Here is a 26,088-nt window from a genome sequence, read left to right on the forward strand (position 1 = left end):
GGACGTCCACGTCACGAGGACAGCACGCGCGCGTGGAGTGCGGTCACAGCCTTGCGGGCGGAGGAGAACGCGCCGTGCTGCCAGGCGTCGGTGTAGGTGAGCCAGTCACCGGCGAAGTAGACGCGTCCCGTGGGGTCGTTGAGCGGCTTGTAGCGGACGTCGTCGGGACCACCCGGGGTGTCGTGCCACGCGGCCTCCAGGTGGGGCGTCTGACGCCAGTGGTGGGAGAAGGACGACGCCAGTTCGCTGCGGTACTTCTCCCCGTAGATCTTCACGCCCGCGGCCACCGCCCGCGCTTCGCGCCCCTTGGGGGTGAGCTTCGCGTAGGAGTCCGCGTTGTCGTCGTAGTTGTAATACCCGATGAGGACGCCCCGCTCACCGTGGAAGCCGTACGAAGGGTGCCAGATGTGGGTGACGTCCTGGTCGGTCTCGGTGATACCGCCGTAGATCCGGTGGTCCAGCTCCCACCAACGGGACTTGTACTCCAGGCCGATCTTCGCGGCGGACGACGGGGTGATCGCCTCCAGTGCGGTCTGGACGCCGGTGCCGAGGTTGTGCGGGATCTTGGCGAGGATGTTCGGCGGGAGGGCACCGACGCAGTAGTCGGCCTCGACCACCTTCGTACGACCGCCCTGGGTGTAGGCGACCGAAACACCACTCCCCTTGTCGGTGATTTTCGAGACGACCGCTCCGGTACGGATGCGGTGCGCGCCGATCGCCCGGGTGAGCGCCTTCGGGATCTGGTCCATGCCGCCGACCGGCTGGAACATCAACATGGCCTGGTCGAAGCCGAATTCGAAGGAGAAGTAGCGGCCGACACCGCTGGCGAAGACCTCGGAGGCGGTGGGTATGTCACCCAGCAGTACACCCGGGGTGCCCGCGGCGGCCGGGACGGTCGAGTACCCGCGGAAGTCACCGCCCTTGTAGTCCAGCGTGTCGCCGAGTTCTCCCCAGCCCTTGAGGAACTCGACGAGCCGCTCCTGGTCGGTGGCGGTCAACTCCTTGTCCAGGGCGCCCTTGTCGGTGGCCTTGGCGAGCAACTCCGAGACATAGCCGTATACATCGGCCTTGGCGGTGCGGTAGCGCTCGGGCTTGGTCATGCCGGTGGACTCGTTGTAGATGTACGCGTCCGCGTTGACGTTGGTGAACACCTCGATGGGGACGCCGAGTTCACGGCAGTAGTCGAGGGTGACCATCCACTGCGGGATCCGCGCGGGACCGCAGTTCATGTAGTGGCCGTCGGCGAAACGGGCGGTCTGCCGGTTGCCGTAGAGGTCGGTCGTCGTGTCGCCGCCGCGCACGGTGAAGTTACGGCCACCGGTACGGTCCCTGGCCTCCAGGATCGTACAGTCGTAGCCGGCCTTGCCGAGTTCGTACGCCGTGGTCAGTCCGGCGATGCCACCGCCGACGATGACGACCTTGGCCGCACCGCGTCCGGTGAGCGTGAAGTCGCTTGCGTTCAGGGCGCGGAAGGGCGCTTCCCGCTGGGCGGCCTGCGCGGTGGGGGCGAGCCCGAGGGCCCCCATGGTGGCGAACATCGTGCCCGCGCCACCGGTGAGACCCACGTTCCGCAGAAATGCACGTCGGCTCTGGTTGCTTGCCACTATCTGGCTCCCCTTCTCCGATCATGAATGACCGAGGCAGGGTCCCAACGCCCAGTTACGGCACGGCAGTTACTGATGTATCCCACAAGTTTCTGCAAGCCCGAGGAAACGCGCCCCGAGGGGCGCGGGGAACGGCGCGATCAGCCCCCACCGGCCCGCACCCGAAACACGACTGAGGGGCCGCACCTCGAAAGGTACGGCCCCTCAGTTCAAGAGCTACTGCTCAGTGATCAGCTCTGGCCGCCGGCCAGCTTCTCACGCAGGGCAGCGAGCGCCTCGTCGGACGCCAGCGCACCGGACGTGTCCGCACCCTCGGAGGAGTACGAGCCACCGCCGCCGCCGCCACCGCCGGCCGCGGCCGGAGCCGCACCCGCCGTGTCGACACCCTCGGCCGCCGCCTGGGCGTCGGCCTCGCGGGACTTGATGACCTGCGCCTGGTGCTGCTCGAAGCGCTGCTGCGCCTCGGCGTACTGGGTCTCCCACACCTCGCGCTGAGCCTCGAAGCCCTCGAGCCAGTCGTTGGTCTCGGGGTCGAAGCCCTCGGGGTAGATGTAGTTGCCCTGGTCGTCGTACGACGCGGCCATGCCGTACAGCGTCGGGTCGAAGTCGACCGTGGCCGGGTCGGCACCGAAGGCCTCGTTGGCCTGCTTCAGCGAGAGGCTGATGCGACGGCGCTCGAGGTCGATGTCGATGACCTTGACGAAGATCTCGTCGTTGACCTGGACGACCTGCTCCGGGATCTCCACGTGGCGCTCGGCCAGCTCGGAGATGTGCACCAGACCCTCGATGCCCTCGTCCACGCGGACGAACGCACCGAACGGAACCAGCTTCGTGACCTTTCCGGGCACGACCTGGCCGATCTGGTGGGTGCGGGCGAACTGCTGCCACGGGTCTTCCTGGGTCGCCTTCAGCGACAGGGAGACACGCTCGCGGTCCATGTCGACGTCGAGGACCTCGACGGTGACTTCCTGGCCGACCTCGACAACCTCGGAGGGGTGGTCGATGTGCTTCCAGGACAGCTCGGAGACGTGGACCAGGCCGTCGACGCCACCCAGGTCCACGAAGGCACCGAAGTTGACGATCGAGGAGACCACACCGGAGCGGACCTGACCCTTCTGGAGGGTCGTGAGGAACGTCTGGCGCACCTCGGACTGGGTCTGCTCCAGCCAGGCACGGCGGGACAGGACCACGTTGTTGCGGTTCTTGTCCAGCTCGATGATCTTGGCCTCGAGCTCCTTGCCCACGTAGGGCTGGAGGTCGCGGACACGGCGCATCTCGACGAGAGAAGCCGGCAGGAAGCCACGGAGGCCGATGTCGAGGATGAGACCACCCTTGACGACCTCAATGACGGTACCGGTGACGATGCCGTCCTCTTCCTTGATCTTCTCGATGGTGCCCCACGCACGCTCGTACTGTGCGCGCTTCTTCGAGAGGATCAGGCGGCCTTCCTTGTCCTCCTTCTGGAGAACAAGGGCTTCGATCTCGTCGCCGACCTTGACGACCTCGTTCGGGTCGACGTCGTGCTTGATCGAGAGCTCGCGGCTCGGGATGACACCTTCGGTCTTGTAACCGATGTCGAGGAGAACCTCGTCCCGGTCAACCTTGACGATGACGCCATCGACGATGTCACCATCGTTGAAGTACTTGATCGTCTCGTCGATCGCGGCGAGGAATGCTTCCTCGTCACCGATGTCGTTGACCGCAACCTGCGGGGTGGTGGCGGTGGTCTCGGTGCTGCTCGTCATGTGGGAAAGGGCTCCGGTACGGACATTGAAGTCGTAGGTACTGCTCACGCCGAGAGCCGTTTTCGCTTCGCTCTGCAGAAGGCCGGACAGCCAAGGAAGCGCCGATCCGGAACACCAGGTGTCCGGTGGCGCCTCGAAAACCGAGGGGTCATACATACAGATGCGAGCGCAACCTGCTACGTCTGAGGTGCGCAGGCCCGCAGCGCAACTTGTAGCATACGGGGGCAGCCAGGCAGGGTCAATGCGCGAAGGCGCACACCCGGGGCGGATCGCCGCATACCCGGCACAAAACGTGTCCCGCGAGGCCACGCAGGCCTGAACCACCCCTTCAGTGACGCCGCCGGGGACAGCCGCACCGTAGAGGTGACGGAAGAGTACGACGAGGGAGCCGATCATCCAAGAGCCCGATGCGTTCGAGCCGGAAGCCACCCGACGTGATGCCGACGTCACCGAGAGTTCCCGGGCCAACCGGGGCTGGTGGGACCGGAACGCGGACGACTACCAGGTCGAACACGGCACGTTCCTCGGCGACGACCGCTTCGTGTGGGGCCCCGAGGGCCTCGACGAGGTGGAGGCCGAACTGCTCGGCCCGCCGGAGGAGCTGAAGGGCAAGGACGTCCTGGAGATCGGCGCCGGCGCGGCCCAGTGCTCGCGCTGGCTGACGGCCCAGGGTGCCCGCCCGGTCGCCCTGGACCTCTCCCACCGCCAGCTCCAGCACGCGCTGCGGATCGGCGGATCGTTCCCTCTGGTGTGCGCCGACGCGGGCGCGCTGCCCTTCGCGGACAACTCCTTCGACCTGGCCTGCTCGGCTTACGGCGCGCTGCCGTTCGTCGCCGACCCGGTGCTGGTGCTGCGCGAGGTGCGGCGGGTGCTGCGGCCCGGCGGCCGGTTCGTCTTCTCGACCACGCACCCGATCCGCTGGGCGTTCCCGGACGAGCCGGGCCCAGAGGGCCTGACGGTCTCCGCCTCGTACTTCGACCGCACGCCGTACGTCGAACAGGCCGACGACGGCAGCGCGATCTACGTGGAGCACCATCGGACGATCGGCGACCGCGTCCGGGACATCGTGGCGGCGGACCTGCGCCTGGTGGACCTGGTCGAGCCGGAATGGCCGTCCTGGAACACGGCCGAGTGGGGCGGCTGGTCGCCCCTGCGCGGCAACCTCATCCCCGGGACGACGATCTTCGTGTGCGAACGCGACCGGTAGAACCACTGAGGGGCTGAACCAGAACGCGGGCACGCGCGCGTATGAGGTCGTTTCGCACGGCGTACGACACTGGGGTCGTGATCCGCTACGACGCCCTCGACGCGCTGCCCGTCCGCAGTGCCCTGCCCGGACTCGACGCCGCCCTGGAGGCGGGCGGTGCCGCCGTGCTCGTCGCGCCACCCGGCACCGGCAAGACGACGCTGGTCCCGCTCGCCCTGGCTGGGCTTCTCGGCGAGGGGAACGAGGGACCCGCGCGGCGGGTGGTCGTCGCCGAGCCTCGGCGGATCGCGGCACGGGCGGCGGCCCGGCGCATGGCGTGGCTGCTGGGCGAGAAGGTCGGCGAGAGCATCGGGTACACCGTGCGCGGCGAGCGGATCGTCGGGCGGCACGCACGCGTGGAGGTCGTCACGACCGGTGTGCTGCTCCAACGGCTGCAACGCGACCAGGAGTTGGCGGGTGTCGACGCCGTGATCCTGGACGAGTGCCATGAGCGGCACCTGGACGCGGACACCGTGGCCGCCTTCCTCGTCGACGTACGGGAGGCCCTGCGGCCCGAGTTGCGGCTGGTCGCGGCCTCCGCGACCACCGACGCGCAGGGCTGGGCCCGGCTGCTGGGCGATGCCCCGGTGGTCGAGGCGGAGGGTGTCGCGTATCCGGTGGAGGTCGTCTGGACGCCTCCGGTACATCCCGTACGGCCGCCGCACGGGATGCGTGTGGACCCGGCGCTGCTCACGCACGTGGCGGCGACGGTACGGCGGGCGCTGGGCGAGCGGAACGGGGACGTGCTGTGTTTTCTGCCCGGGGTCGGCGAGATCGCGCGCGTGGCAGGGCAGTTGGGCGACCTGGGCGGGGCCGAGGTGCTCCAGGTGCACGGGCGCGCGCCGGCCGCCGTACAGGACGCGGTGCTGTCGCCGGGGGCGCGGCGGCGGGTGGTGCTGGCGACGTCCGTGGCGGAGTCGTCGCTGACGGTTCCCGGTGTACGGGTGGTCGTGGACTCGGGGTTGGCGCGGGAGCCGCGGGTCGATCACGCGCGCGGGCTGAGCGCGCTCGCGACGGTACGGGCGTCGCAGGCGGCCGGGCGGCAGCGGGCGGGGCGGGCCGGGCGTGAGGCACCGGGGGCGGTGTACCGCTGCTGGGCCGAGGCCGAGGACGCTCGTCTGCCGCGTTTTCCGGCGCCGGAGATCAAGGTGGCCGATCTGACGGCGTTCGCCCTTCAGGCGGCGTGCTGGGGGGATCCTGGGGCGTCGGGGCTGGCGTTGCTCGACGCGCCGCCCTCCGGGGCGATGGCAGCGGCTCAGGGTGTGTTGGCGGCGGTCGGTGCCGTCGACTCGGGTGGGCGCGCTACGTCACGGGGTGTGCAGTTGGCTCGGCTGGGGCTGCATCCCCGGCTGGGGCGGGCCCTGTTGGACACGGGCTCGGCGGGCGCCGAGGTTGTCGCGCTGCTCAGTGAGGAGGCGCCGCGGGCTTACGGGGATGATCTTGCCGGGGCTTTGCGGAGTGCCCGGCGTGGGGGTGACGCCTATGCCGGTCGGTGGCGTGCGGAGGTTCGGCGGCTGCGGGCCGTGGGGGCAGAAATTTCCCGCCCACCCACCCGTGACTCCGTTCCGATAGTGGTGAACGTCAAAAACAACGAAGACGCCCTCGTCGGACTCGTCGCCGCCCTCGCCTACCCCGAACGCGTCGCCAAAGCCGACGGTGGTTCCTATCTCCTCGTGTCCGGCACCCGTGCCGAAGTCGGCGAAGCCAGCGCCCTTCGAGGCGCCCCCTGGATCGCTGTCGCCGTCGCCGACCGGCCGATCGGCAAAGGGCACGCGCGCGTGCAGCTCGGGGCAGTCGTCGACGAGGACGTCGCCCGGTTCGCGGCCGGGGCGCTGCTCAGCGAGGCGGACGAGGTGCACTGGGCCGGCGGGGACGTCGTGGCCCGGCGCGTCGAGCGGCTCGGGGCGGTCGAGTTGGCGGTGCGGCCGCTGCGGGACGCCGATCCCGTGGCCGTACGGGAGGCACTTGTCGAAGGGCTGCGGCAGGAGGGGTTCGGGCTGTTGCGGTGGTCGGTGGATGCCCAAGTGCTGCGGCAGCGGCTGGCGTTCCTGTACCTGAACGTCGGGGCGCCTTGGCCGGATGTGTCCGACGAGGCGTTGCACGCGCGCGTGGACGAGTGGCTGGAGCCGGAGTTGGGGCGGGCGCGGCGGCGGGGTGATCTGGGGCGGATCGATGCGGGGCAGGGGCTGCGGCGGCTGCTGCCGTGGGCCTCGGGGGACGCGGGGCGGTTGGACGAGTTGGCTCCGGAGCGGTTCCTCGTGCCGAGCGGGTCCAGGATTCGGATCGACTACGGGAATCCCGAACAGCCCGTACTCGCCGTCAAGTTGCAGGAGATGTTCGGACTTCACGAGTCGCCGACCGTCGCCGGGGTGCCCGTACTCGTGCATCTCCTCTCCCCCGCCGGGCGGCCCGCCGCCGTCACCGCCGATCTCGCTTCCTTCTGGAGGGACGGCTACAAGGGCGTGCGGGCCGAGCTGCGCGGGCGGTATCCGAAGCATCCGTGGCCCGAGGACCCGGCCGCCGCCGAGGCCACGCGGTTCACGAACGCGCGGCTCAGGCGGTGACCGGTTCCGGTTCGTGGACCTCGGTGGGGGCGGGGTCTCCGGGGCGCCTGCTGCGGGCCTCCAGGTAGAGGGAGAGGGCCAGCAGGAGGAGGCCGAGGGTCAGGAAGCCCCAGGGGAGGTAGGAGACCATCAGCAGGACGAGGGTGCGGTTGGACTTCACCAGGGCGACGGTGTGCTTGATGTAGTCCTCGCGCATCTTCACGTCACCGGCGAACGCCGTCACCTTGTCCCTGCCCCCCAGGAGGGTGCCGCCGCGCAGTTCCTCCTTGTGGAGCTCCTCGCCGTAGACCGGTGCCCCGGTGACGGGTTCGACCCAGAACTTGCGGACCGTGGTGTACCAGCGGGTGGTGCCGGTCTTGGCGACGTCCTCCGGGGTGATGCCCTTGACCGGCATCGTCTTCGGCAAGGGGACCTTGGTCCACGGGATGGTCTGCTCGAAGTAGTAGACCTTGACGCCGCGGAAGTTCTGGGTGCCCTTGTAGTGGATCGGGTTGGTGGTGCGGGTCTGCGCGTCGAAGTACTCGTAGTCCCGTTTCTGGGTCAGGAACGGCCACTTGAACTCGATGCCGTCCCGTTTCACCGGGTCGCCGTCGACCATCTCTCCGGCGGCGTGGACGGGCTCCTGGGTGTGCGCGTCGAAGATGTAGCGCTCGGGGATCGAGGAGACCATCTTGCCGTCGGGGCCCTGGACGTAGGACAGACCGTCCCAGACGACGACGTCCCGCCCCGTCGTCTTGTCGATCTTCTTGGCGGCCTCCACGTTGCCCTTGAGGGTCTGCACGATGGTGACCTTGGGGACCGTCTTGGCCTTCAGGCCGTCGTAGTCGAGGAGGGTGGCGTTCTTCGCCTCCAGGACCATGTCCTGGTACTGGTTCGCCGGGATCTTGGCCAGGCGCGGGAAGGCGTACCAGCGCAGCAGCGGGGACAGCGCCGCGAAGAACACGGCGAGGGCGAGCAGGATCAGGCTGGCCTTGCGGTGCAACTCGGCCTCCCTACCAAGGAGTTAAACGCTTGCGCAATCGTTTACGGGTGCGCGGGCACCGTCGTCAGCAGCGGTTTCGGGGAGGTCTTGCCCATCGGTGAGCCCATCGCTGTGATGGTCAGGACCAGCGCGAACGCGAGCGCGAGTCCGGTCGCGGCGGCGATGAGGGCACGCATGCCGGGCCTCCCGACAGACAGGAACCGAAGGAACCGAAGGAACCGACGACTCCAGGAACTGATAGGTCGTCAGGTCGGGCACCGTAGCAACGCACGCGCGAGATGAGAACACGTTGCACACGCAGGACATGCGGGGACGGGGACACGACGAAGGCCCCCGCCCGCCGTAGCGGAGGGGCGCCCTTGTCGTGCGGTCGTGCGGTTGTGCGGCCGTCGGGTCCTACGAGTCGTTACGCGCTCGGCGACGCTGACGGACTCGGGCTCGGGCTCGGGCTGGCCGAGGAGGTGTCGGTCGCCGCCGCCACGGTCAGTTCGACCGTGAGGGTCGCGCCGCCCGTGGTGGTGATCTGGAGCAGGAAGGTGCCGGTGGTGTCGTCGGCGTACAACTTCGGCAGCTTCAGGAGGCCGTCGGCGTCCGTGGCCAGGCCCGTGAGGGTGCGTACGGTCTTGCCGTCCGCGTCCTTGAAGTAGGGGCCCTTGTCGTTCTCGGTCGCGTCGTCGGCCGCCTTGATGAGGGTCGCGGTGGCGGCGACCTTGTCGGCGACCGCGCCGTTCTCCGTGGCCTTCACCTCGACCTGGTCGGCGAACTCGCCGCCCGGAGTGCAGGTCAGCGCGGTGGTGCTGGTGCGGACCAGAGTGTCGGCGACGCGGGGCGTGACGCTGGCCGTGTAGTCGAGACCGGCGATCGTACGACCGACGACGGTCGCGCGGACGGTGAAGTCACCGGTCGTCTCGCCTGCCTGGAGGGCGGGGGCGACGGCCACACCGGAGGCGTTGGTGACGACCGTGGCGACCTTCTCGCCGCCGACGAACGTGGCGTCGGTGGTCCCGACGATCGTGAACCGGATCCTGACCTTGGCGACGGCCTTGCCGGCCGAGGTCCTGGCGCTGGTGCTGATCTTCTTGGTGAACGCGTCGCCCGCCACCGCGGTGAGCTTCGCCGTACCCGCGTCCGCCAGCTTGGCCACCGTGTCGGTGGGGGTCGGAGTCGGCGTGGGCGTAGGCGTGGGCGTGGGCGTCGGGGTCGAGGTGGGCGGCGTGGTGGGGTTGCTCGGGTTGGTGCTCGGCTTCGAGGTGTCCGGAGTCGAGGGCGACGGTGTGGGCGTAGGCGTCGGACTGGCCCCGGAGCCGTCGTCGCTGCGGCCCGACGGCAGCGTGCCCGTGCCGTCCGGGACCGAGTGGGTGCCCTTGCGGTAGTACTCCAGCCAGGACAGGACCGTGTTCAGGTAGTCCGTCGAGTTGTTGTAGCTGAGGATCGCGCTGCGCAGGCCCGCGTCGGTCGACAGGTTCCAGTCGTTGCGGCACAGGTAGTGGCCTGCGGCGAGCGCGGCGTCGTAGACGTTGTTGGGGTCCTTGACCCCGTCGCCGTTGCCGTCGCGGCCCGCCCAGGCCCAGGTGGACGGGATGAACTGCATGGGCCCGACCGCCTGGTCGTACGTGCTGTTGCCGTCGTACGCGCCGTTGTCGGTGTCCTTGATGAGCGCGAAGCCGTTGCCGTCGAGCGCGGGGCCGAGGATCTTGGAGGTCGTGGTGCCGGCGGCGTCGACCTGGCCGCCGCGGGCCTGGCCCGACTCGACCTTGCCGATGGCGGCGAGGAGTTGCCAGGGCAGGTTGCAGCCCGGCTTGGACGCGGCGAGTTCCGTCTCGGCCTTCTTGTAGGCGTCGAGGACGGTCGCCGGGATGCCGGCCTCGGCCTCGCCCACCGAGACCGGGGTCCCTATGGACGGCGACTGGGTGGGGCTCGGGAGGGGACTGCTGAGCGGCGGGAGGTCCGTGTAGTACGGCGAGTCTCCGGTGGCGCTGTGGTCGGTGGTACTCCCGTCGGGCGTCGTCTGGCCGGCGGCGGTCGGTCTGTCGCTGCCGGTCACCGCCGGAGCCTGGGACGCGGACAGTGCCGCGACCGCTGCCGCGGCCACCGCCGTCGTCGCCGCACCCTTGCGCAGCCGCCTGCCGAAATGCGCCGTCATGGAGTGAACCCCTCCCAGGGACGCCCGAGCGCCCGTCCTTGTCTGTTACCTCTGCGCCTGGTGTGACGGTCGACCCGCCCCACAGGTTGCCCTCGTGGTCGTAATCGGATGGTGTGTACTTCTGTCCTCCGCCTCCGCCCGTCCGCGGGCCCCGCGCGGGGACCCAGGCGACCCTACGACAACTTGCTTTGCACGGGCACCCGTTGGTGACCGTTATTCACCGCTTGGCCATATGCCGATGTCTCCTACGGGGAGCCCTGTTGCCGTTCACCTTGAGTCATGCCGCCGCCGTACTGCCCGCCGTGCGCGGCGACGGAAGGGGGCGCGGCCCACTCGTGCCGGCGGTGCTGGTGGCGGGTTCCTTCGCCCCCGACATGACGTACTACGCGGCGAGTGCGGTCCCCGGGGCGATGGAATTCGGGGAGGTCACGCACTCCTTCCCCGGCGTCTTCACCGTCGACGTCCTCATCACCTGGGCGACGGTCGGCCTGTGGCTGCTGCTGCGCGAACCCCTGGTGGCCCTGCTCCCGCGCGCCCGGCAGTCCCGTTCGGCCACCCTCCTGCGCTGCGGCACCCCACGCGCGCGTGCGACCCCGTTGCTGGCCGCCCGGTGGTACGCGTCCGCGGTGCTCGGCGGCCTGACCCATGTCGTGTGGGACGCGTTCACCCACCACGACCGGTGGGGCGTACGGCTGTTCCCCGTCCTCGACCGGCAACTGGCCGGCAGACCGCTGTTCTCGTCCGTCCAGTACGGCAGTTCGGCGATCGGCGCGCTGCTGATCACCGCGTTCGTGCTGCGCGCGCTACGACGGATCCCGGCCGCCGAGCCGGTGGGGGTGCCCGTGCTGTCGGTACGGGACCGATGGGCGGCCGGGCTCGTCCTCACCGCCTGCGCACTGCTCGCGGCGGCGGAACGGGCATCGAACTGGTGGGCCTACTGGGGCTCGACGGCAAGCCCCTGGGACCTGATCCCGACCGTGTGCTTCGGAGCGGGGGCGGGACTGGTGCTGGGGGTGTTGCTCTATGGGGTCGGTGTGCGGGTCTGGCGTCCGGTGGGGGTGGGAGTGGCCCTCGATCCGGACGGGGTCGGCGCGGGGCGGGGCGGGCGGGCCGACTCACGGTGAGCGGGGGCGTGGGCGTGAGCAGGGGCGGTAGCAGCACGGTCATGCGCGTGTGGGGCGCGCCACGGTGCCAGGAAACGGCGCCAGGAAGCGCAGTCATGCCGAGCCGTCCGCCCGGCTCGGCGACGAGCGCGGCCATGCGGATCCGTTGGTCAGGCCGACAGGAGCACGGGCGAGCGGGGGCGCGGGGGCGCGGGAAACACGGTTACGCGGAGCTGTCCGGTGGGGTCGCGATGAACACCGTCATGGTGTGCGCGGAGGGTGACTGCGGGAGCCAGGTGAGGACGATGTCCAGGTAACTGCGGCCCAGGTCGGCCCAGAGGCGCCAGACGGGGGTGCCGGTGGGCGTGGTGGCGGGTCCCTGGGGGTGTCTGGCTTGTTCTCGCGGGTCTACGGCCGTGTCGTCCCGGAACGTGAGGCGGTGCCGGAGTCCTGCGGCCGTGTGCCGGACGGCCATCGCGAGGTCGGCGGGGATGCGGGCGGTGCTTGCGCCGGCCGCGAAGGCCGGAGCCGGCGGGCGGGGCGCGCCCTGCGCGGCAGCGGCGCCCGCTGCCCGCGTCTGAGTCCGCGCCCGACCCGTCCGGCGATGGAGCATGCGTATACCCATGCCCGCATCCTTACGGTCGCCGGGGGCGGGCGGCGTCTTCGCGGGGGCCACGCGGGTGACGGGCCCTCCGGGGGTTGGGCGGGGTTTGTGCTGGCCGGGGGTGGGTGTTGGTCGCCGGGGTCGGGGTGTTGCCCGGGGCTTGAGCTGGCCAGGGCCGGGGTGGGTGTGTGCCAGCCGGTCGGGAGGCGGTGCGGTGCGCTGCGGGCGGCTCGGGAGGGGTGCGGTTGGTTCGGCACCGGCGGGAAGCGTTGTGGTGGGCTGGGCGCCGTTGCGGCGGGATTTCGTGCGGGTGGATACGAAAGCGGGCCCAGGAGAGCCGGTGAGCGCGGTACTAGGAAACAGCGGGAGCATGAGAGCCGGTAAGCGTGCGCGGGCCCAGGCCTCGGAACTTGCCAAGCGCCCCAGAAGCGCCCCTTCCTCAGCCCGCCAGCCCGCCAGCCCGCCAGCCCGCCAGCCCGCCAGCCCGCCAGCCCGCCAGCCACAGTCACCCGCACCCGCACCCGCACCCGCACCCGCACCCGCCATGGCACTCCCCCGCTCTCCACCGCCCCGGCAGAAACCCCCGCCCACCACACAACTCCCCACCCGACAACGCCCCCTCCGCCCACCCGGCCGGAGGCTAGTGCGCAGCCGACTCCCAGTCCGGGCCCACGCCCACCGAGACGTCCAGCGGTGCCCGAAGATGTACCGCGCCCGCCATCTCGTGTCGGACCAGTTCCTCCGTGGCCTCTCGTTCCCCGGGGGCGATCTCCAGGACGATTTCGTCGTGGACCTGGAGGAGCATGCGGGACTTGAGGTCGGCCTCGCGCAGGGCGGTGTCGACCTTGAGCATGGCCATCTTGACGATGTCCGCCGCGGTGCCCTGGATCGGTGCGTTCAGGGCCATGCGCTCGGCGGCCTCGCGGCGCTGGCGGTTGTCGCTGTTCAGGTCGGGGAGGTAGCGGCGGCGGCCGAAGAGCGTCGCCGTGTAGCCCGTCGCCCGTGCCTCGTCGACCGCCCGGCGCAGATAGTCCCGTACCCCGCCGAAGCGCTCGAAGTACGTGTCCATGAGGACGCGTGCCTCGCCCGCGTCGATGTTGAGCTGCTGGGAGAGGCCGAACGCCGACAGCCCGTAGGCGAGGCCGTACGACATCGCCTTGATCTTGCGGCGCATCTCCGCGTCGACCGCGGGACCCTCGACCGAGAACACCTGGGAGGCGACCGTGGTGTGCAGGTCCTCGCCCGAGGTGAACGCCTCCAACAGGCCCTCGTCCTCGGAGAGATGGGCCATCACGCGGAGTTCGATCTGGCTGTAGTCCGCGGTCATCAGGGACTCGTAGCCCTCGCCCACCACGAAGCCCCGGCGGATCGCCCTGCCCTCGTCCGTGCGGACCGGGATGTTCTGCAGGTTCGGGTCCGTGGAGGAGAGGCGGCCGGTCGCCGCGACCGTCTGGTTGAACGTGGTGTGGATGCGGCCGTCCGCCGCGATCGTCTTGATCAGGCCCTCTACGGTGACGCGCAGCTTCGCCTGTTCGCGGTGGCGGAGCATGATGACCGGCAGTTCGTTCTCGGTCTGGTTGGCCAGCCAGGCCAGGGCGTCCGCGTCGGTCGTATAGCCGGTCTTCGTCTTCTTCGTCTTGGGCAGGCCGAGTTCGCCGAAGAGGACTTCCTGGAGCTGCTTGGGCGAGCCGAGGTTGAACTCGTGCCCCGCCGCCGCGTGCGCCTCCTTCACCGCCTGCTGCACGGCACCGGCGAACATCTGCTCCATGGCCTCCAGATGCGCCTTGTCGGCCGCGATGCCGGACCGCTCCAGGCGGGCCAGCAGGATCGAGGTGGGCAGCTCCATGTCACGGAGCAGGTCCGCCGCGCCGACCTCCTGGAGGCGCTCCCCGAAGGCGTCCCCCAGGTCGAGGATCGCGCGGGCCTGCACCATCAGGGCGTCCGCCTCGGCACCGTCGTCCGCGCCGAAGGCCAACTGGCCGTCGGCCGTGGCGGCGGGCGCCAGCTCGCGGCCCAGGTACTCCAGGGACAGCGCGTCCAGGTCGAAGGAGCGGCGGCCGGGCTTGACCAGGTAGGCGGCGAGCGCGGTATCCATGGAGATACCGGCGATCGTCCAGCCGTGCTCCGCGAAGACCCGCATCGCGCCCTTGGCGTTGTGGAACACCTTGGGCCGGTCGGCGTCGGACAGCCAGGCCGCGAACGCGTTCTCGTCGCTCTCGTCCAGCTCCGCGGGGTCGAACCAGGCGGCCGCTCCCCCGGCGGTGGCGAGCGCGACCTCGGTCACCGAGCCGGAGCCGAGCGCCCAGGTGTCGACGGTGGCGACACCGAGGGGCTCGGTGCCGTAGTCGGCCAGCCAGCCGGTCAGTTCGCCGGTGCCGAGCACCGAGCCGTCGACCGCCACACCGCTCTCGGCGGGCGGGGTCGGGTCGGCCTCCTCGGCGCCCGGGTCGACGGCCAGGAGTCGCTCGCGCAGCGAGGGGTTGCGGATCTCCAGGGTGTCGAGAACCATCGCGACGGCCGTGCGGTCGTACGGAGCGCGGCCCAAGTCGACGACCGTCTTGGGCAGTTCGACGTCCTTGACCATCTCGGTGAGGCGGCGGTTGAGCTTGACGGCGTCCAGGTGGTCGCGGAGGTTCTGCCCGGCCTTGCCCTTGACCTCGTCGACGCGGTCGACCAACTCGGTGAACGAACCGAACTGGTTGATCCACTTCGCGGCCGTCTTCTCGCCGACGCCGGGGATGCCCGGGAGGTTGTCGGACGGGTCGCCGCGCAGGGCCGCGAAGTCGGGGTACTGGGCGGGCGTCAACCCGTACTTCTCGACGACCTTCTCCGGAGTGAACCGGGTCAGCTCGGAGACGCCCTTCGTCGGGTAGAGCACGGTCGTGTGCTCGGACACGAGCTGGAAGGAGTCGCGGTCGCCGGTGACGATCAGCACGTCGAAGCCCTCGGCCTCGGCCTGGGTGGCGAGCGTGGCGATGACGTCGTCGGCCTCGAAGCCGTCGACCGCGAACCGGGACACGTGCATCGCGTCGAGCAGCTCGCCGATCAGTTCGACCTGGCCCTTGAACTCGTCCGGGGTCTTGGAGCGGTTCGCCTTGTACTCGGTGAACTCCTCGGAGCGCCAGGTCTTCCGGGACACGTCGAAGGCCACCGCGAAGTGCGTGGGCGCCTCGTCGCGCAGGGTGTTGGCCAGCATCGACGCGAAGCCGTAGATCGCGTTCGTCGGCTGGCCCGTCGCGGTCGTGAAGTTCTCCACGGGCAGCGCGAAGAACGCGCGGTAGGCCAGCGAGTGCCCGTCCATCAGCATCAGCCGTGGACGGTCTCCGCCGGAGCTGTTCCCGGAGGTCTTGTCGGTCTTCTTCGATGCTGTCTCTGCCACGCCCCCGATCCTGCCACGCCCCACTGACAGTCGGAGTCACGGTCACTGCGTCGGAAGCCGTGGCCGCGAGAAACGGGGGTCACGGGAGGGTGCCGGGAGTCGCCGCCGCGCGGAAAGCCACGCGCGCGTGAAGAGGTCACCGTCGCGGCAGGAGACCCGGTCGGACACTCCCCGGCCCGCCGCCCCGCGGATCGGACCGACCGGCACCACCCGCCCCGGCGAGGAGCCGAACACGCCCCCCACCTCGCACAAACGCCGAAACCATTGAGTCCACGAACCGACCTCGGTGTTGTCACTGCCGCGTGCGAGGATCGGAGATGTAGTGCACATGTGTCAGCGAAGGAGGGCCCTCGATGGCCACGAAGCCGCCCAAGGGTGATCCGGTCCAGGACGCCCCACAGGTCACCGAGCCCAAGCACGCCGCGGCCGGACTTCCCGCGATCGGGCACACGTTGCGCATGGCCCAGCAGCAGATGGGGGTCAAGCGCACCGCGCTGACGCTGCTGCGGGTCAATCAGAAGGACGGCTTCGACTGCCCGGGCTGCGCCTGGCCGGAGCCGGACCACCGGCACACGGCGGAGTTCTGTGAGAACGGCGCGAAAGCGGTCGCCGAGGAGGCCACCCTGCGCCGGGTCACCCCCGAGTTCTTCGCGGCCCACCCGGTGGCCGATCTCGCGACGCGCAGCGGGTACTGGCTGGGCCAGCAGGGGCGTCTCACACACCCCATGTATCTCCCCGAAGGGGCCGAGCACTACGAACCGGTCACCTGGGAGCATGCCTTCGACATCGTCGCGGAGGAGATCGCCGCCCTCGGCTCCCCGGACGAGGCCCTCTTCTACACCTCGGGCCGTACCAGCAACGAGGCAGCGTTCCTGTACCAGTTGTTCGCGCGGGAACTGGGCACCAACAACCTGCCGGACTGCTCGAACATGTGCCACGAGTCGTCGGGTTCCGCGCTGAACGAGACGATCGGCATCGGCAAGGGCAGCGTCCTGCTGGAGGACCTCTACCAGGCCGACCTGATCGTCGTCGCCGGCCAGAACCCGGGCACCAACCACCCGCGCATGCTCTCCGCCCTGGAGAAGGCCAAGGCCAACGGCGCGAAGATCATCAGCGTCAACCCGCTGCCCGAGGCGGGCCTGGAGAAGTTCAAGAACCCGCAGACCCCGCAGGGCATGCTCAAGGGCGCCGCCCTCACCGACCTGTTCCTGCAGATCCGCATCGGCGGCGACCAGGCCCTCTTCCGCCTCCTGAACAAGCTCATCCTGGAGACGGACGGAGCGGTCGACCGGGCTTTCGTCGACGAACACACCCACGGCTACGAGGAGTTCGCCGCCGCCGCGCGGGACGCCGACTGGGACGAGACCCTCCTCGCGACCGGACTGACCCGCCCGGAGATCGAGCAGGCCCTGTCCATGGTGCTCGCCTCCGAGCGCACCATCGTGTGCTGGGCGATGGGCCTCACCCAGCACAAGCACGCCGTGCCGACCATCCGCGAGGTCGTCAACTTCCTTCTGCTGCGCGGCAACATCGGCCGCCCGGGCGCCGGCGTGTGCCCGGTGCGCGGCCACAGCAACGTCCAGGGCGACCGCACGATGGGCATCTTCGAGCGCCCCGCCCCCGCCTTCCTGGACGCCCTGGAGAAGGAGTTCGGCTTCGCCCCGCCGCGCGAGCACGGCTACGACGTCGTCGCCGCGATCCGCGCCCTGCGCGACGGTGACGCGAAGGTGTTCTTCGCGATGGGCGGCAACTTCGTGGCCGCCTCCCCCGACACCGAGGTCACCGAGGCGGCCATGCGGCGCGCCAGTCTCACGGTGCACGTGTCGACGAAGCTGAACCGCTCGCACGTCGTCACGGGCGCGCGTGCCCTCATCCTGCCCACCCTGGGCCGCACCGAGCGCGATCTCCAGGGCGGCGGCGAGCAGTTCGTCACCGTCGAGGACTCCATGGGCATGGTGCACGCCTCACGCGGCCGCCTGGAGCCCGCGAGCGCCCGCCTGTTGTCCGAGCCGGCCATCGTGTGCCGCCTCGCCCGACGCGTCCTCGGCGCCGAATCCCGCACGCCCTGGGAGGAGTTCGAGAAGGACTACGCGACGATCCGCGACCGCATCGCGCGCGTGATCCCCGGCTTCACCGACTTCAACGCGCGCGTGGCCCACCCCGGAGGCTTCGCCCTCCCGCACGCCCCGCGCGACGAGCGCCGCTTCCCGACCGCCACCGGCAAAGCCAACTTCACCGCAGCGCCCGTCGAGTACCCCGAACTGCCCGAAGGCCGCCTGCTGTTGCAGACCCTGCGCTCGCACGACCAGTACAACACCACGATCTACGGCCTCGACGACCGCTACCGGGGCATCAAGAACGGCCGCCGGGTCGTCATGGTCCACCCCGACGACGCCGCCCGCCTCGGGATCGCCGACGGGTCGTACGTCGATCTGGTCGGCGAGTGGAAGGACGGGGTGGAGCGGCGGGCGCCCGGTTTCCGGGTCGTGCACTATCCGACCGCGCCGGGCTGCGCCGCCGCCTACTACCCCGAGACCAACGTCCTGGTCCCCCTGGACGCCACCGCGGACACCAGCAACACCCCGGCCAGCAAGTCCGTCGTCGTACGTCTGGAACAATCGGCGACCGACTGAGCGTTTGCTCAGCCGTCAGTCAGGTCCGCCGGTCAGGCGCAGGACGAACGGAGTCGGCCCCATGGGCGAGCAGCAGCACGGGAAGTTCCCGCAGGACGTCATCGACGAGTACTCGGCGCTCGGCATCGACCTGGTCGCCCTGTTCTCGGCGGGGCACCTCGGCACCCGGATGGGCGTGGAGATCGTCGAGGCGTCCGCCGAGCGCGTCGTCGGCACCATGCCGGTGGAGGGGAACACCCAGCCGTACGGGCTGCTGCACGGGGGCGCGTCCGCCGTCCTGGCGGAGACCCTCGGCTCGCTGGGGTCGATGCTGCACGGCGGCAGCACGAAGATCGCCGTCGGCGTCGACCTGAACTGCACCCACCACCGAGGCGCCCGCTCCGGCCTCGTGACCGGCGTCGCCACCCCCGTGCACCGGGGCCGTTCGACGGCGACGTACGAGATCGTGATCAGTGACGAGGACGGGCGGCGGGTGTGCACCGCGCGGCTGACCTGCCTGCTGCGGGACGTGAAGCCGGGCGACGGGATCCCGGCGCACGCCGCGAGCTGAACCCGGACGGGCCCGCGCGGCCGCCGCGACCCGGTCGCCGACCGGTCCACGCACGCACCCCGAGCCCGTCCCGGACCGGCCCCGAACCGGAGGATCTTGCCCCCGCCTTCCGCACCCCCGTCCGCTCCCCTACCGTTTCCCCATGAGGCTGCCGGCATGAGCGGTATCGGGCCCGTCGAATCCGTCGACTCATCGGAGGCGAACGGGAGTTGTGAAGTCATCGGGGGTGACTCGCCCCGCCTGACGGACCGTTGGCACACCCTCCCGCCGCGAACCCGCAGGGCCGTGCTCGCGGCGGGCACGGTCGCCACCGTGGCCGCCGGAGCCGTCCTCCTGCCGCCCCGCCCGCAGGCCGACCCGGCGCCACCCGTGCCCTGGCCCGCGAACATCACCGAGTGGCGCTACACCGGGCTCGCCCAGACCACCGACTCCCCCACCACGACCGGCTTCTTCCGCTTCGCCGTCACCGTGGACAGCGGACCCCCCGTCGCCGTACGCGTCATCGGCGCCGCCTTCGACGGTCTCATCGCCCAGGCCGTCCCCGATCCGTCCTTCACCGTCCGCACCGGAGCGACCCGCCGGGTGACCGTGGAGATATCGGTTTCCGACTGTTCGGGACTGCCCTTGAATGCGGACCTCGCCTTTCTGGACGTAACGCTGCGTAACACGCGCGCAATACAACACCATAGTTTCATCTTCGGCAGCGCCTACTCCAAGGACCTTTCCCAGCTCCTTCACAGGGCCTGTGGCACGACAAACGCCAGGCCAGGCCCACGGCCAAGCGGAAGTGCAGGTTCTCAAAATGTGGACCGCGGCTGAAATCCGCCAAACCGGCCGAGACCCACCTTCCGCGATCCCCGCCAACCTGCACGTCATAACAAGAAAGTCACAAGCCAGCGCACGACGATGCCCATGCCCACAGACCGGGCTTAGAGTCACGGCCAGTCACCGCTCCATCGGGAGTTGGGTACCAGCGCAGCACCTTGCCGCTCCAAACGGGGGCGACTGTGCCTGCGGAAAGGACTGATTGTGCGACAGCGTTCTTTGGTGATACTGACCTCCGTTCTCACGACCGGAGCTCTGACCCTCACCGCCTGCGGCTCCCGGGACAGCGACAGCAACAGCGACAGCGGGTCGACCACCCTGACCATCGGTGTCGACGCCCCGCTGTCCGGTGAGAACTCCACCACCGGTCTCGGCATCCAGTACGGCGTCCAGATCGCCGTGGACGACGCCAACAAGAACAACTGGGTCTCCGGCGTCAAGTTCAAGGTCAAGGCCCTGGACGACAAGGCCCAGCCCGCCACCGGCCAGTCCAACGCCACCGCCTTCACCGGCGACAGCAATGTCGTCGGCGCCGTCGGCCCGCTGAACTCCGGCGTCGCCCTCTCGATGCAGAAGGTGTTCGCCTCGGCCAACATGGTCGAGATCTCCCCCTCGAACACCGACCCCAGCCTGACGCAGGGCAAGGACTGGGCGACCAGCAAGACGCGGCCGTACAAGACGTACTTCCGCACCGCCACCACCGACGCCCTCCAGGGTGGCTTCGCCGCCGACTACGCGTACAACGGCCTCAAGAAGAAGAAGGCCTTCGTCGTCGACGACAAGCAGACCTACGGCGCCGGCCTGGCCGGGATCTTCAACAGCGGCTTCAAGAAGCTCGGTGGCACCATCGCGGGCACCGACCACGTCAACACCGGCGACACCGACTTCAGCTCGCTCGTCACCAAGATCAAGAACTCCGGCGCCGACCTGGTCTACTACGGCGGCCAGTACGACGAGTCGGAGAAGATCACGAAGCAGCTCAAGGGCGCCGGCGTCAAGATCCCGCTGTTCGGCGGTGACGGCATGTACGCCACCACCTACATCCAGACCGCCGGCAAGTCCGCGGAGGGCGACCTCGCCACCTCCGTCGGCGTCCCCGTCGACACCCTGCCCGCCGCCAAGGCGTTCATCGACACCTACAAGGCCAAGGGCTACAAGGGTGACTACGGCGCCTACGGCGGCTACTCCTACGACGCCGCCACCGCCATCATCAAGGCTGTGAAGGCCGTCAAGGACGCCAACGACGGCAAGCTGCCCGACAGCAACGACCTCCGCTCCAAGGTCGTCGACGCCGTACAGAAGTCGGACTTCGAAGGCATCACCGGCAAGGTCACCTTCGACGAGTACGGCGACACCGGCAACAAGCAGCTCACCGTCTACCAGGTCACCAACGGCGCCTGGAAGGCCGTGAAGACGGGCACCTTCACCGGCTGATCCCAGCCGACAGCACCACAGCACCACCGCACCACGGGCCGCGCGGAAGGAGGATCCCGACCGCGCGGCCCGTTGTCACACCCCCCCACCCCCAGGCACGCGATCTGTGCACACGACCACCAGCGACATGGAGGCCATGCGGTGAACACCCTGCCGCAGCAGCTGGCCAACGGGCTGCTTCTAGGCTCGATGTACGGGCTGATCGCCATCGGCTACACGATGGTGTACGGCATCGTCCAGCTCATCAACTTCGCGCACGGCGAGATCTTCATGACCGGCGCCTTCGGCGCCCTCACGGTCTACGCCTACATCCTGCCCGACGGCACCTCGATGGTGGTCGCGGTACCACTCATGCTGATCGGCGGCGGAATCGTCTCCGTCCTCGTCGCGGTAGGGGCCGAACGATTCGCCTACCGCCCCCTGCGGCAAGCACCACGGCTGGCGCCCCTCATCACCGCCATCGGCCTCTCACTGGCGCTCCAGGAAGTCGTCCGGAACTTCTACCCGGGCGCCGACAAGGACCGCTCCTTCCCCAGCCTCGACGGCAACCACGACCTGGGCTCGGTCACGATCACCGACGCCGACATCTTCCTGGTCATCGCCGCCATCGTCTGCATGTCCGGCCTCGCCTGGTTCGTGCGCAAGAGCCGCACCGGCCGCGCCATGCAGGCGACCGCCCAGGACCCGGACACCTCCCAGCTCATGGGCATCGACACCAACCGCATCATCGTCATAGCGTTCGCCATCGGCGGCTTCTTCGCCGCGGTAGCAGCCGTCTCCTACGGCCTCAAGTACGGCAACATCGGCTACCGCATGGGCTTCCTGATGGGCCTCAAGGCCTTCACCGCGGCCGTCATGGGCGGCATCGGCAACATCTACGGCGCCATGCTCGGCGGAGTCGTCCTCGGCGTCGCCGAGACCCTCGCGTCCGCCTACATCAACCACATCCCCGGCATGCAGCAGCTCGGCGGATCGGGCTGGGCCAACGTCTGGGCCTTCTGTCTCCTCATCCTCGTACTGCTGTTCAGGCCACAGGGCCTGCTCGGCGAACGCGTCGCGGACAGGGCGTGATCACATGACCGAGACGACAAAAACCCCGGCCACCCCGCCCGCCGACACCACCTCCACGACCGCGCACCAGGGCCTCATCCCGATGCCGGCCCCGGCGGCCCGCGCCCTCACCCTCGGCGGCGGCGTCGCCACCGCCGTGTCCGCGTTCCTCGCCTGGACGTGGACCGCGGACTTCCCCGGCGACCTCACGGTCTACGGCTACCCCGGCGGCCTGCAGTGGCTCACCGTCGTGGGCGGCGCCCTCGTGGTCCTGTTCGCCCTCTCCGGATACGGCGTCCGCGGCCTCGGCTGGCTCGCCCCCGCGGGCGCCACCGGACCCACCCTCCTCGCCGCGCTCGGCGCCTTCGCCACCACCTGGTACACGGTCATCGCGATCGCCGTGAAGCTCGGCGGATTCGTCAACCTCGAACCCGGCGGATACATCGCGGCCATCGCCTCCCTCGCCACGGTCGTCGGCGCCTTCGCGCTGCCCGCCGGCGAAGGCTCGACCCAGAAGGCGAAGAAGGCCTCCAGCGACTACCTCGCCACCCACGGCCACTCACGGTGGCGGCTCGTCCTGGCCGGCGTCAGGTTCCTCAACGCCTACATCGGCAAGCCCGACTCCATCCCCGCCGCCGCGCCCACCGCCCCCTGGGTCCAGCGCATCGTCATCACGATCGTCGCCGCCCTCGGCCTCACCGTCTTCGCCTACGGCATCGACGCGGAGGACGAGCTCTTCATCGGCTTCCTCATCGTCGTCGTCTTCACCGCCTGGGCCCTGCACAGCGCCGGCCTCTTCGACCGGTTCAGCCACCTCACCGCCACCAACCGCAGCTTCGCCCTCGCCATGGGCTTCGTCGCCGCGATCGGCTTCCCCTTCACGCAGACCAACGACCACTACGCCAACCTCGGCGTCAACATCCTGATCTTCGGCACCGTCGCCCTCGGCCTCAACATCGTCGTCGGCCTCGCCGGACTCCTCGACCTCGGCTACGTGGCATTCCTCGGCGTCGGCGCCTACACGGCCGCCCTGGTCTCCGGCTCCGAGTTCTCCAAGTTCTCGGGCGTCCAGTTCCCCTTCTGGGCCGCCGCCCTCACCGGCGCCGCCGCCAGCCTGGTCTTCGGCGTCCTCATCGGCGCCCCGACCCTGCGGCTGCGCGGCGACTACCTCGCCATCGTGACCCTCGGTTTCGGAGAGATCTTCCGCATCGCCGTCAACAACATGGACGGCGTCTCCGGCCCCGACATCACCAACGGCCCCAACGGCATCCCGTCCATCCCCGACCTGTCGTTCTTCGGCTTCGACTTCGGAGACACCCACGACATCGTCGGATTCACCATCGGCCGGTTCGCCAACTACTACCTGCTCATGGTCCTGATCATGGCGCTCGTCATCACGATCTACCGCCGTGCCTCCGACTCACGCATCGGCCGCTCCTGGATCGCCATCCGCGAGGACGAGACCGCCGCCACCGCCATGGGCATCAACGGCTTCCGCGTCAAGCTCATCGCCTTCGCCCTCGGCGCCACCCTCGCCGGCCTCGCCGGCACCGTCAGCGCCCACGTCACCTACAGCGTGGTGCCGAACCCGTACCAGTTCGCCGGAGCGGCCCCGCCCAACTCCGCGTTCCTCCTGGCCGCCGTCGTCCTCGGCGGCATGGGCACCGTCTCCGGACCCTTCCTCGGCGCGGCCCTGCTCTACCTGCTCCCGGAGAAGCTCGTGGCGCTCCAGGACAAGTCGCTCCTCGCCTTCGGCATCGCGCTCATCCTCCTGATGCGCTTCCGCCCCGAAGGAATCATCCCCAACCGGCGACGCCAGCTCGAATTCCACGAGACCGGCCAACTCGACGTACCGGACACCACGACCCTGACCGACGAACCGGCCATCACCAAGGCAGGGGCGTAGAGAGCCATGACGACACCCGTACTCGAAGCCCGTGACGTCACCATGCGCTTCGGCGGCCTCACCGCCGTCCGCTCCGTCGACTTCACCGTCAACGCCGGCGAGATCGTAGGCCTCATCGGCCCCAACGGCGCAGGCAAGACCACCTTCTTCAACTGCCTCACCGGCCTCTACGTCCCCACCGAGGGCACGGTCTCCTACAAGGGCACGGTCCTTCCGCCGAAGCCCCACCTGGTGACCAAGGCCGGCATCGCCCGCACCTTCCAGAACATCCGTCTGTTCGCCAACATGACGGTCCTGGAAAACGTGTTGGTCGGCCGCCACACCCGCACCAAGGAAGGCCTCTGGTCGGCCCTCCTGCGCGGCCCCGGCTTCAAGCGGGCCGAGAAGGCCAGCGAAGAACGCGCCATGGAACTCCTGGAGTTCATCGGCCTCGCCCACAAGCGCGACCACCTCGCCAGGAACCTCCCCTACGGCGAACAGCGCAAGCTGGAGATCGCACGCGCCATGGCCTCCGAGCCGGGCCTGCTTCTGCTCGACGAGCCGACGGCCGGCATGAACCCCCAAGAGACGCGGGCGACCGAGGAGTTGGTCTTCGCGATCCGCGACAAGGGCATCGCCGTCCTCGTCATCGAGCACGACATGCGCTTCATCTTCAACCTCTGCGACCGCGTCGCCGTCCTCGTCCAGGGCGAAAAACTCGTCGAAGGCACCTCCGACGTCGTCCAGGCCGACGAACGCGTCGTGGCCGCCTACCTCGGCGAACCGTTCGAGGGCACACCCGATCCCGAAGACACCCCGCCCGCGACGGAAGCGGAGAGCACCACCAGCGCCAAGGGAGAAGCCCAGTGACCGCACTGCTAGAGGTCGAGGACCTCAGGGTCTCCTACGGCAAGATCGAGGCCGTCAAGGGCATCTCCTTCAGCGTCGAGGCCGGCCAGGTCGTCACCCTCATCGGCACCAACGGCGCCGGCAAGACGACGACCCTGCGCACCCTCTCGGGCCTGCTGCAGCCCTCCGGCGGCAAGATCACCTTCGACGGCAAGCCGCTCAACAGCGTCCCCGCCCACAAGATCGTCGCCCTCGGTCTGGCCCACTCCCCCGAAGGCCGGCACATCTTCCCGCGCCTCACCATCGCGGAGAACCTCCAGCTCGGCGCCTTCCTCCGCAAGGACAAGGAAGGCATCGAGAAGGACATCCAGCGCGCCTACGACCTCTTCCCCATCCTCGGGGAACGTCAGAAGCAGGCCGCGGGAACCCTCTCCGGCGGCGAGCAGCAGATGCTGGCGATGGGCCGCGCGCTCATGTCCCAGCCGAAACTGCTGATGCTGGACGAGCCGTCCATGGGCCTCTCCCCGATCATGATGCAGAAGATCATGGCGACGATCGTGGAGCTCAAGGCGTCGGGCACGACGATCCTGCTCGTCGAGCAGAACGCCCAGGCGGCCCTGTCGCTCGCCGACCAGGGCCACGTCATGGAGGTCGGCAACATCGTCCTCTCCGGCACGGGCGAGGACCTGCTGCACGACGAGTCGGTACGGAAGGCGTACCTCGGCGAGGACTGAGGCCGAGGCGGCTTTTCCCGTTTTTCCACGACGAGGCCCGCGCCCCCTGCTTCGGGGCGCGGGCCTCGTCGTACGTGCTGCCGCGGGTCGGTGTCAGCCCTTCGCGGACTTCTTCTCGTCGGCGTCCTGGATGACCGCCTCGGCGACCTGCTGCATGGACATCCGGCGGTCCATCGACGTCTTCTGGATCCACCGGAACGCGGCCGGCTCGGACAGTCCGTACTCGGTCTGCAGGATCGACTTCGCGCGGTCGACCAGCTTGCGGGTCTCCAGCCGCAGCGTGAGGTCGGCGACCTCCTGCTCAAGCTGCTTGAGCTCGGTGAAACGTGAGACGGCCATCTCGATCGCGGGCACGACATCGCTCTTGCTGAAGGGCTTCACGAGGTACGCCATCGCACCGGCGTCCCGGGCCCGCTCGACGAGGTCGCGCTGCGAGAACGCGGTGAGCATCAGTACCGGCGCGATGCCCTCCTCGGCGATCTTCTCGGCGGCGGAGATGCCGTCCAGCTTGGGCATCTTCACGTCGAGGATCACCAGGTCGGGCTTGTGCTCACGGGCCAGCTCGACGGCCTGCTCACCATCACCGGCCTCACCGACGACGGTGTACCCCTCCTCCTCCAGCATCTCTTTGAGATCGAGCCGGATCAGGGCCTCGTCCTCGGCGATGACGACACGGGTCGTCAGCGGAGGCACGTGCGACTTGTCGTCGTCGGGCGCGTCTACGGGCTGGGGCGACTCGGGGGCGGTCACGGGGGCTC

Annotated in this window: 19 protein-coding genes; 11 read left to right on the forward strand and 8 right to left on the reverse strand. The window is 69.6% G+C overall.

What is annotated here, in order from left to right; translation table 11 throughout:
• Positions 1-11 precede the first annotated feature (11 nt).
• Both OG223_RS14660 and rpsA read right to left on the reverse strand, forming a co-directional pair.
• Positions 12-1,538, reverse strand: a complete 1,527-nt coding sequence (locus tag OG223_RS14660; RefSeq protein ID WP_329265277.1) for a flavin monoamine oxidase family protein — start codon at positions 1,536-1,538, stop codon at positions 12-14.
• 296 nt (positions 1,539-1,834) lie between these two features.
• Positions 1,835-3,349, reverse strand: coding sequence for a 30S ribosomal protein S1 (gene rpsA, locus OG223_RS14665; RefSeq protein WP_329247634.1), 1,515 nt, complete (start codon positions 3,347-3,349; stop codon positions 1,835-1,837).
• A gap of 391 nt (positions 3,350-3,740) precedes the next feature.
• On the opposite strand from rpsA, the gene OG223_RS14670 reads away from it, so the two are divergent.
• Positions 3,741-4,556: a class I SAM-dependent methyltransferase gene (locus OG223_RS14670; RefSeq protein WP_329265278.1), complete on the forward strand. Its 816-nt coding sequence runs from the start codon at positions 3,741-3,743 to the stop codon at positions 4,554-4,556.
• A 77-nt stretch (positions 4,557-4,633) separates the two neighbouring features.
• Positions 4,634-7,159: an ATP-dependent helicase HrpB gene (gene hrpB / locus OG223_RS14675; RefSeq protein WP_329247637.1), complete on the forward strand. Its 2,526-nt coding sequence runs from the start codon at positions 4,634-4,636 to the stop codon at positions 7,157-7,159.
• On the opposite strand, the gene OG223_RS14680 is transcribed toward hrpB, so the two are convergent.
• The 3 genes from OG223_RS14680 to OG223_RS14690 all read right to left on the reverse strand — a co-directional run bounded on the left by OG223_RS14680 (position 7,149) and on the right by OG223_RS14690 (position 10,284).
• Complete coding sequence (locus OG223_RS14680) at positions 7,149-8,141, reverse strand: DUF3068 domain-containing protein (protein ID WP_329247640.1); 993 nt, start codon at positions 8,139-8,141, stop codon at positions 7,149-7,151. The genes hrpB and OG223_RS14680 overlap by 11 nt on opposite strands.
• A gap of 41 nt (positions 8,142-8,182) precedes the next feature.
• Positions 8,183-8,317 (reverse strand): SPW_0924 family protein, encoded by a 135-nt coding sequence (locus OG223_RS14685; protein ID WP_329247643.1) that lies wholly within the window; start codon positions 8,315-8,317, stop codon positions 8,183-8,185.
• A 230-nt stretch (positions 8,318-8,547) separates the two neighbouring features.
• Positions 8,548-10,284 carry a lytic transglycosylase domain-containing protein gene (locus OG223_RS14690; RefSeq protein WP_329247646.1) on the reverse strand — a complete coding sequence of 579 codons (1,737 nt, stop codon included), beginning with the start codon at positions 10,282-10,284 and terminating at the stop codon, positions 8,548-8,550.
• A 260-nt stretch (positions 10,285-10,544) separates the two neighbouring features.
• On the opposite strand from OG223_RS14690, the gene OG223_RS14695 reads away from it, so the two are divergent.
• Positions 10,545-11,408 (forward strand): DUF4184 family protein, encoded by an 864-nt coding sequence (locus tag OG223_RS14695; protein ID WP_329247649.1) that lies wholly within the window; start codon positions 10,545-10,547, stop codon positions 11,406-11,408.
• 202 nt (positions 11,409-11,610) lie between these two features.
• Here the strand turns inward: OG223_RS14695 and OG223_RS14700 are convergent, their stop codons facing one another.
• Positions 11,611-12,012 carry a hypothetical protein gene (locus OG223_RS14700; RefSeq protein ID WP_329247652.1) on the reverse strand — a complete coding sequence of 134 codons (402 nt, stop codon included), beginning with the start codon at positions 12,010-12,012 and terminating at the stop codon, positions 11,611-11,613.
• Positions 12,013-12,631: 619 nt separating this feature from the next.
• A complete protein-coding gene (gene polA / locus OG223_RS14705; RefSeq protein ID WP_329247655.1) occupies positions 12,632-15,370 on the reverse strand; it encodes a DNA polymerase I in 2,739 nt (912 codons plus the stop codon).
• Between the two features lie 353 nt (positions 15,371-15,723).
• Here polA and OG223_RS14710 point away from each other — a divergent pair, with 353 nt between their 5' ends.
• From OG223_RS14710 to OG223_RS14745, 8 genes are all read left to right on the forward strand, one after another.
• Positions 15,724-18,003: an FdhF/YdeP family oxidoreductase gene (locus OG223_RS14710; protein WP_329247658.1), complete on the forward strand. Its 2,280-nt coding sequence runs from the start codon at positions 15,724-15,726 to the stop codon at positions 18,001-18,003.
• Between the two features lie 61 nt (positions 18,004-18,064).
• Positions 18,065-18,553 (forward strand): PaaI family thioesterase, encoded by a 489-nt coding sequence (locus OG223_RS14715; RefSeq protein ID WP_329247660.1) that lies wholly within the window; start codon positions 18,065-18,067, stop codon positions 18,551-18,553.
• A 156-nt stretch (positions 18,554-18,709) separates the two neighbouring features.
• A complete protein-coding gene (locus OG223_RS14720; RefSeq protein WP_329247662.1) occupies positions 18,710-19,372 on the forward strand; it encodes a hypothetical protein in 663 nt (220 codons plus the stop codon).
• Positions 19,373-19,597: 225 nt separating this feature from the next.
• On the forward strand, positions 19,598-20,812 hold the full coding sequence (locus tag OG223_RS14725) for a branched-chain amino acid ABC transporter substrate-binding protein (RefSeq protein WP_329265280.1): 1,215 nt from the start codon (positions 19,598-19,600) through the stop codon (positions 20,810-20,812).
• A gap of 141 nt (positions 20,813-20,953) precedes the next feature.
• Positions 20,954-21,883, forward strand: a complete 930-nt coding sequence (locus OG223_RS14730) for a branched-chain amino acid ABC transporter permease (protein ID WP_329247665.1) — start codon at positions 20,954-20,956, stop codon at positions 21,881-21,883.
• 4 nt (positions 21,884-21,887) lie between these two features.
• Positions 21,888-23,768 (forward strand): branched-chain amino acid ABC transporter permease, encoded by a 1,881-nt coding sequence (locus OG223_RS14735; RefSeq protein WP_329247668.1) that lies wholly within the window; start codon positions 21,888-21,890, stop codon positions 23,766-23,768.
• 6 nt (positions 23,769-23,774) lie between these two features.
• On the forward strand, positions 23,775-24,617 hold the full coding sequence (locus OG223_RS14740; RefSeq protein ID WP_329247671.1) for an ABC transporter ATP-binding protein: 843 nt from the start codon (positions 23,775-23,777) through the stop codon (positions 24,615-24,617).
• The gene (locus tag OG223_RS14745) at positions 24,614-25,330 is read left to right on the forward strand and encodes an ABC transporter ATP-binding protein (RefSeq protein ID WP_329247674.1); all 717 of its coding nucleotides are present in this window, start codon (positions 24,614-24,616) and stop codon (positions 25,328-25,330) included. Before OG223_RS14740 ends, OG223_RS14745 begins: the two co-directional genes overlap by 4 nt.
• 93 nt (positions 25,331-25,423) lie before the next feature.
• Here OG223_RS14745 and OG223_RS14750 read toward each other — a convergent pair whose 3' ends face one another.
• Entirely contained in the window at positions 25,424-26,080 is a 657-nt protein-coding gene (locus OG223_RS14750) for an ANTAR domain-containing response regulator (protein WP_043675163.1), read from the reverse strand.
• Between the last annotated feature and the right edge of the window lie 8 nt (positions 26,081-26,088).

It is taken from the genome of Streptomyces sp. NBC_01478 (assembly GCF_036227225.1).
GTDB lineage: Bacteria > Actinomycetota > Actinomycetes > Streptomycetales > Streptomycetaceae > Streptomyces.

Excerpts from the sequence above, each read along its gene's own strand:
- OG223_RS14660 (WP_329265277.1), bottom strand. The coding sequence starts at position 1,538 with ATGTTCGCCACCATGGGGGCCCTCGGGCTCGCCCCCACCGCGCAGGCC.
- rpsA (WP_329247634.1), bottom strand. The coding sequence starts at position 3,349 with ATGACGAGCAGCACCGAGACCACCGCCACCACCCCGCAGGTTGCGGTC.
- OG223_RS14685 (WP_329247643.1), bottom strand. The coding sequence starts at position 8,317 with ATGCGTGCCCTCATCGCCGCCGCGACCGGACTCGCGCTCGCGTTCGCG.
- OG223_RS14690 (WP_329247646.1), bottom strand. The coding sequence starts at position 10,284 with ATGACGGCGCATTTCGGCAGGCGGCTGCGCAAGGGTGCGGCGACGACG.
- OG223_RS14700 (WP_329247652.1), bottom strand. The coding sequence starts at position 12,012 with ATGGGTATACGCATGCTCCATCGCCGGACGGGTCGGGCGCGGACTCAG.
- OG223_RS14710 (WP_329247658.1), top strand. The coding sequence starts at position 15,724 with ATGGCCACGAAGCCGCCCAAGGGTGATCCGGTCCAGGACGCCCCACAG.
- OG223_RS14715 (WP_329247660.1), top strand. The coding sequence starts at position 18,065 with ATGGGCGAGCAGCAGCACGGGAAGTTCCCGCAGGACGTCATCGACGAG.
- OG223_RS14720 (WP_329247662.1), top strand. The coding sequence starts at position 18,710 with ATGAGCGGTATCGGGCCCGTCGAATCCGTCGACTCATCGGAGGCGAAC.
- OG223_RS14735 (WP_329247668.1), top strand. The coding sequence starts at position 21,888 with ATGACCGAGACGACAAAAACCCCGGCCACCCCGCCCGCCGACACCACC.
- OG223_RS14740 (WP_329247671.1), top strand. The coding sequence starts at position 23,775 with ATGACGACACCCGTACTCGAAGCCCGTGACGTCACCATGCGCTTCGGC.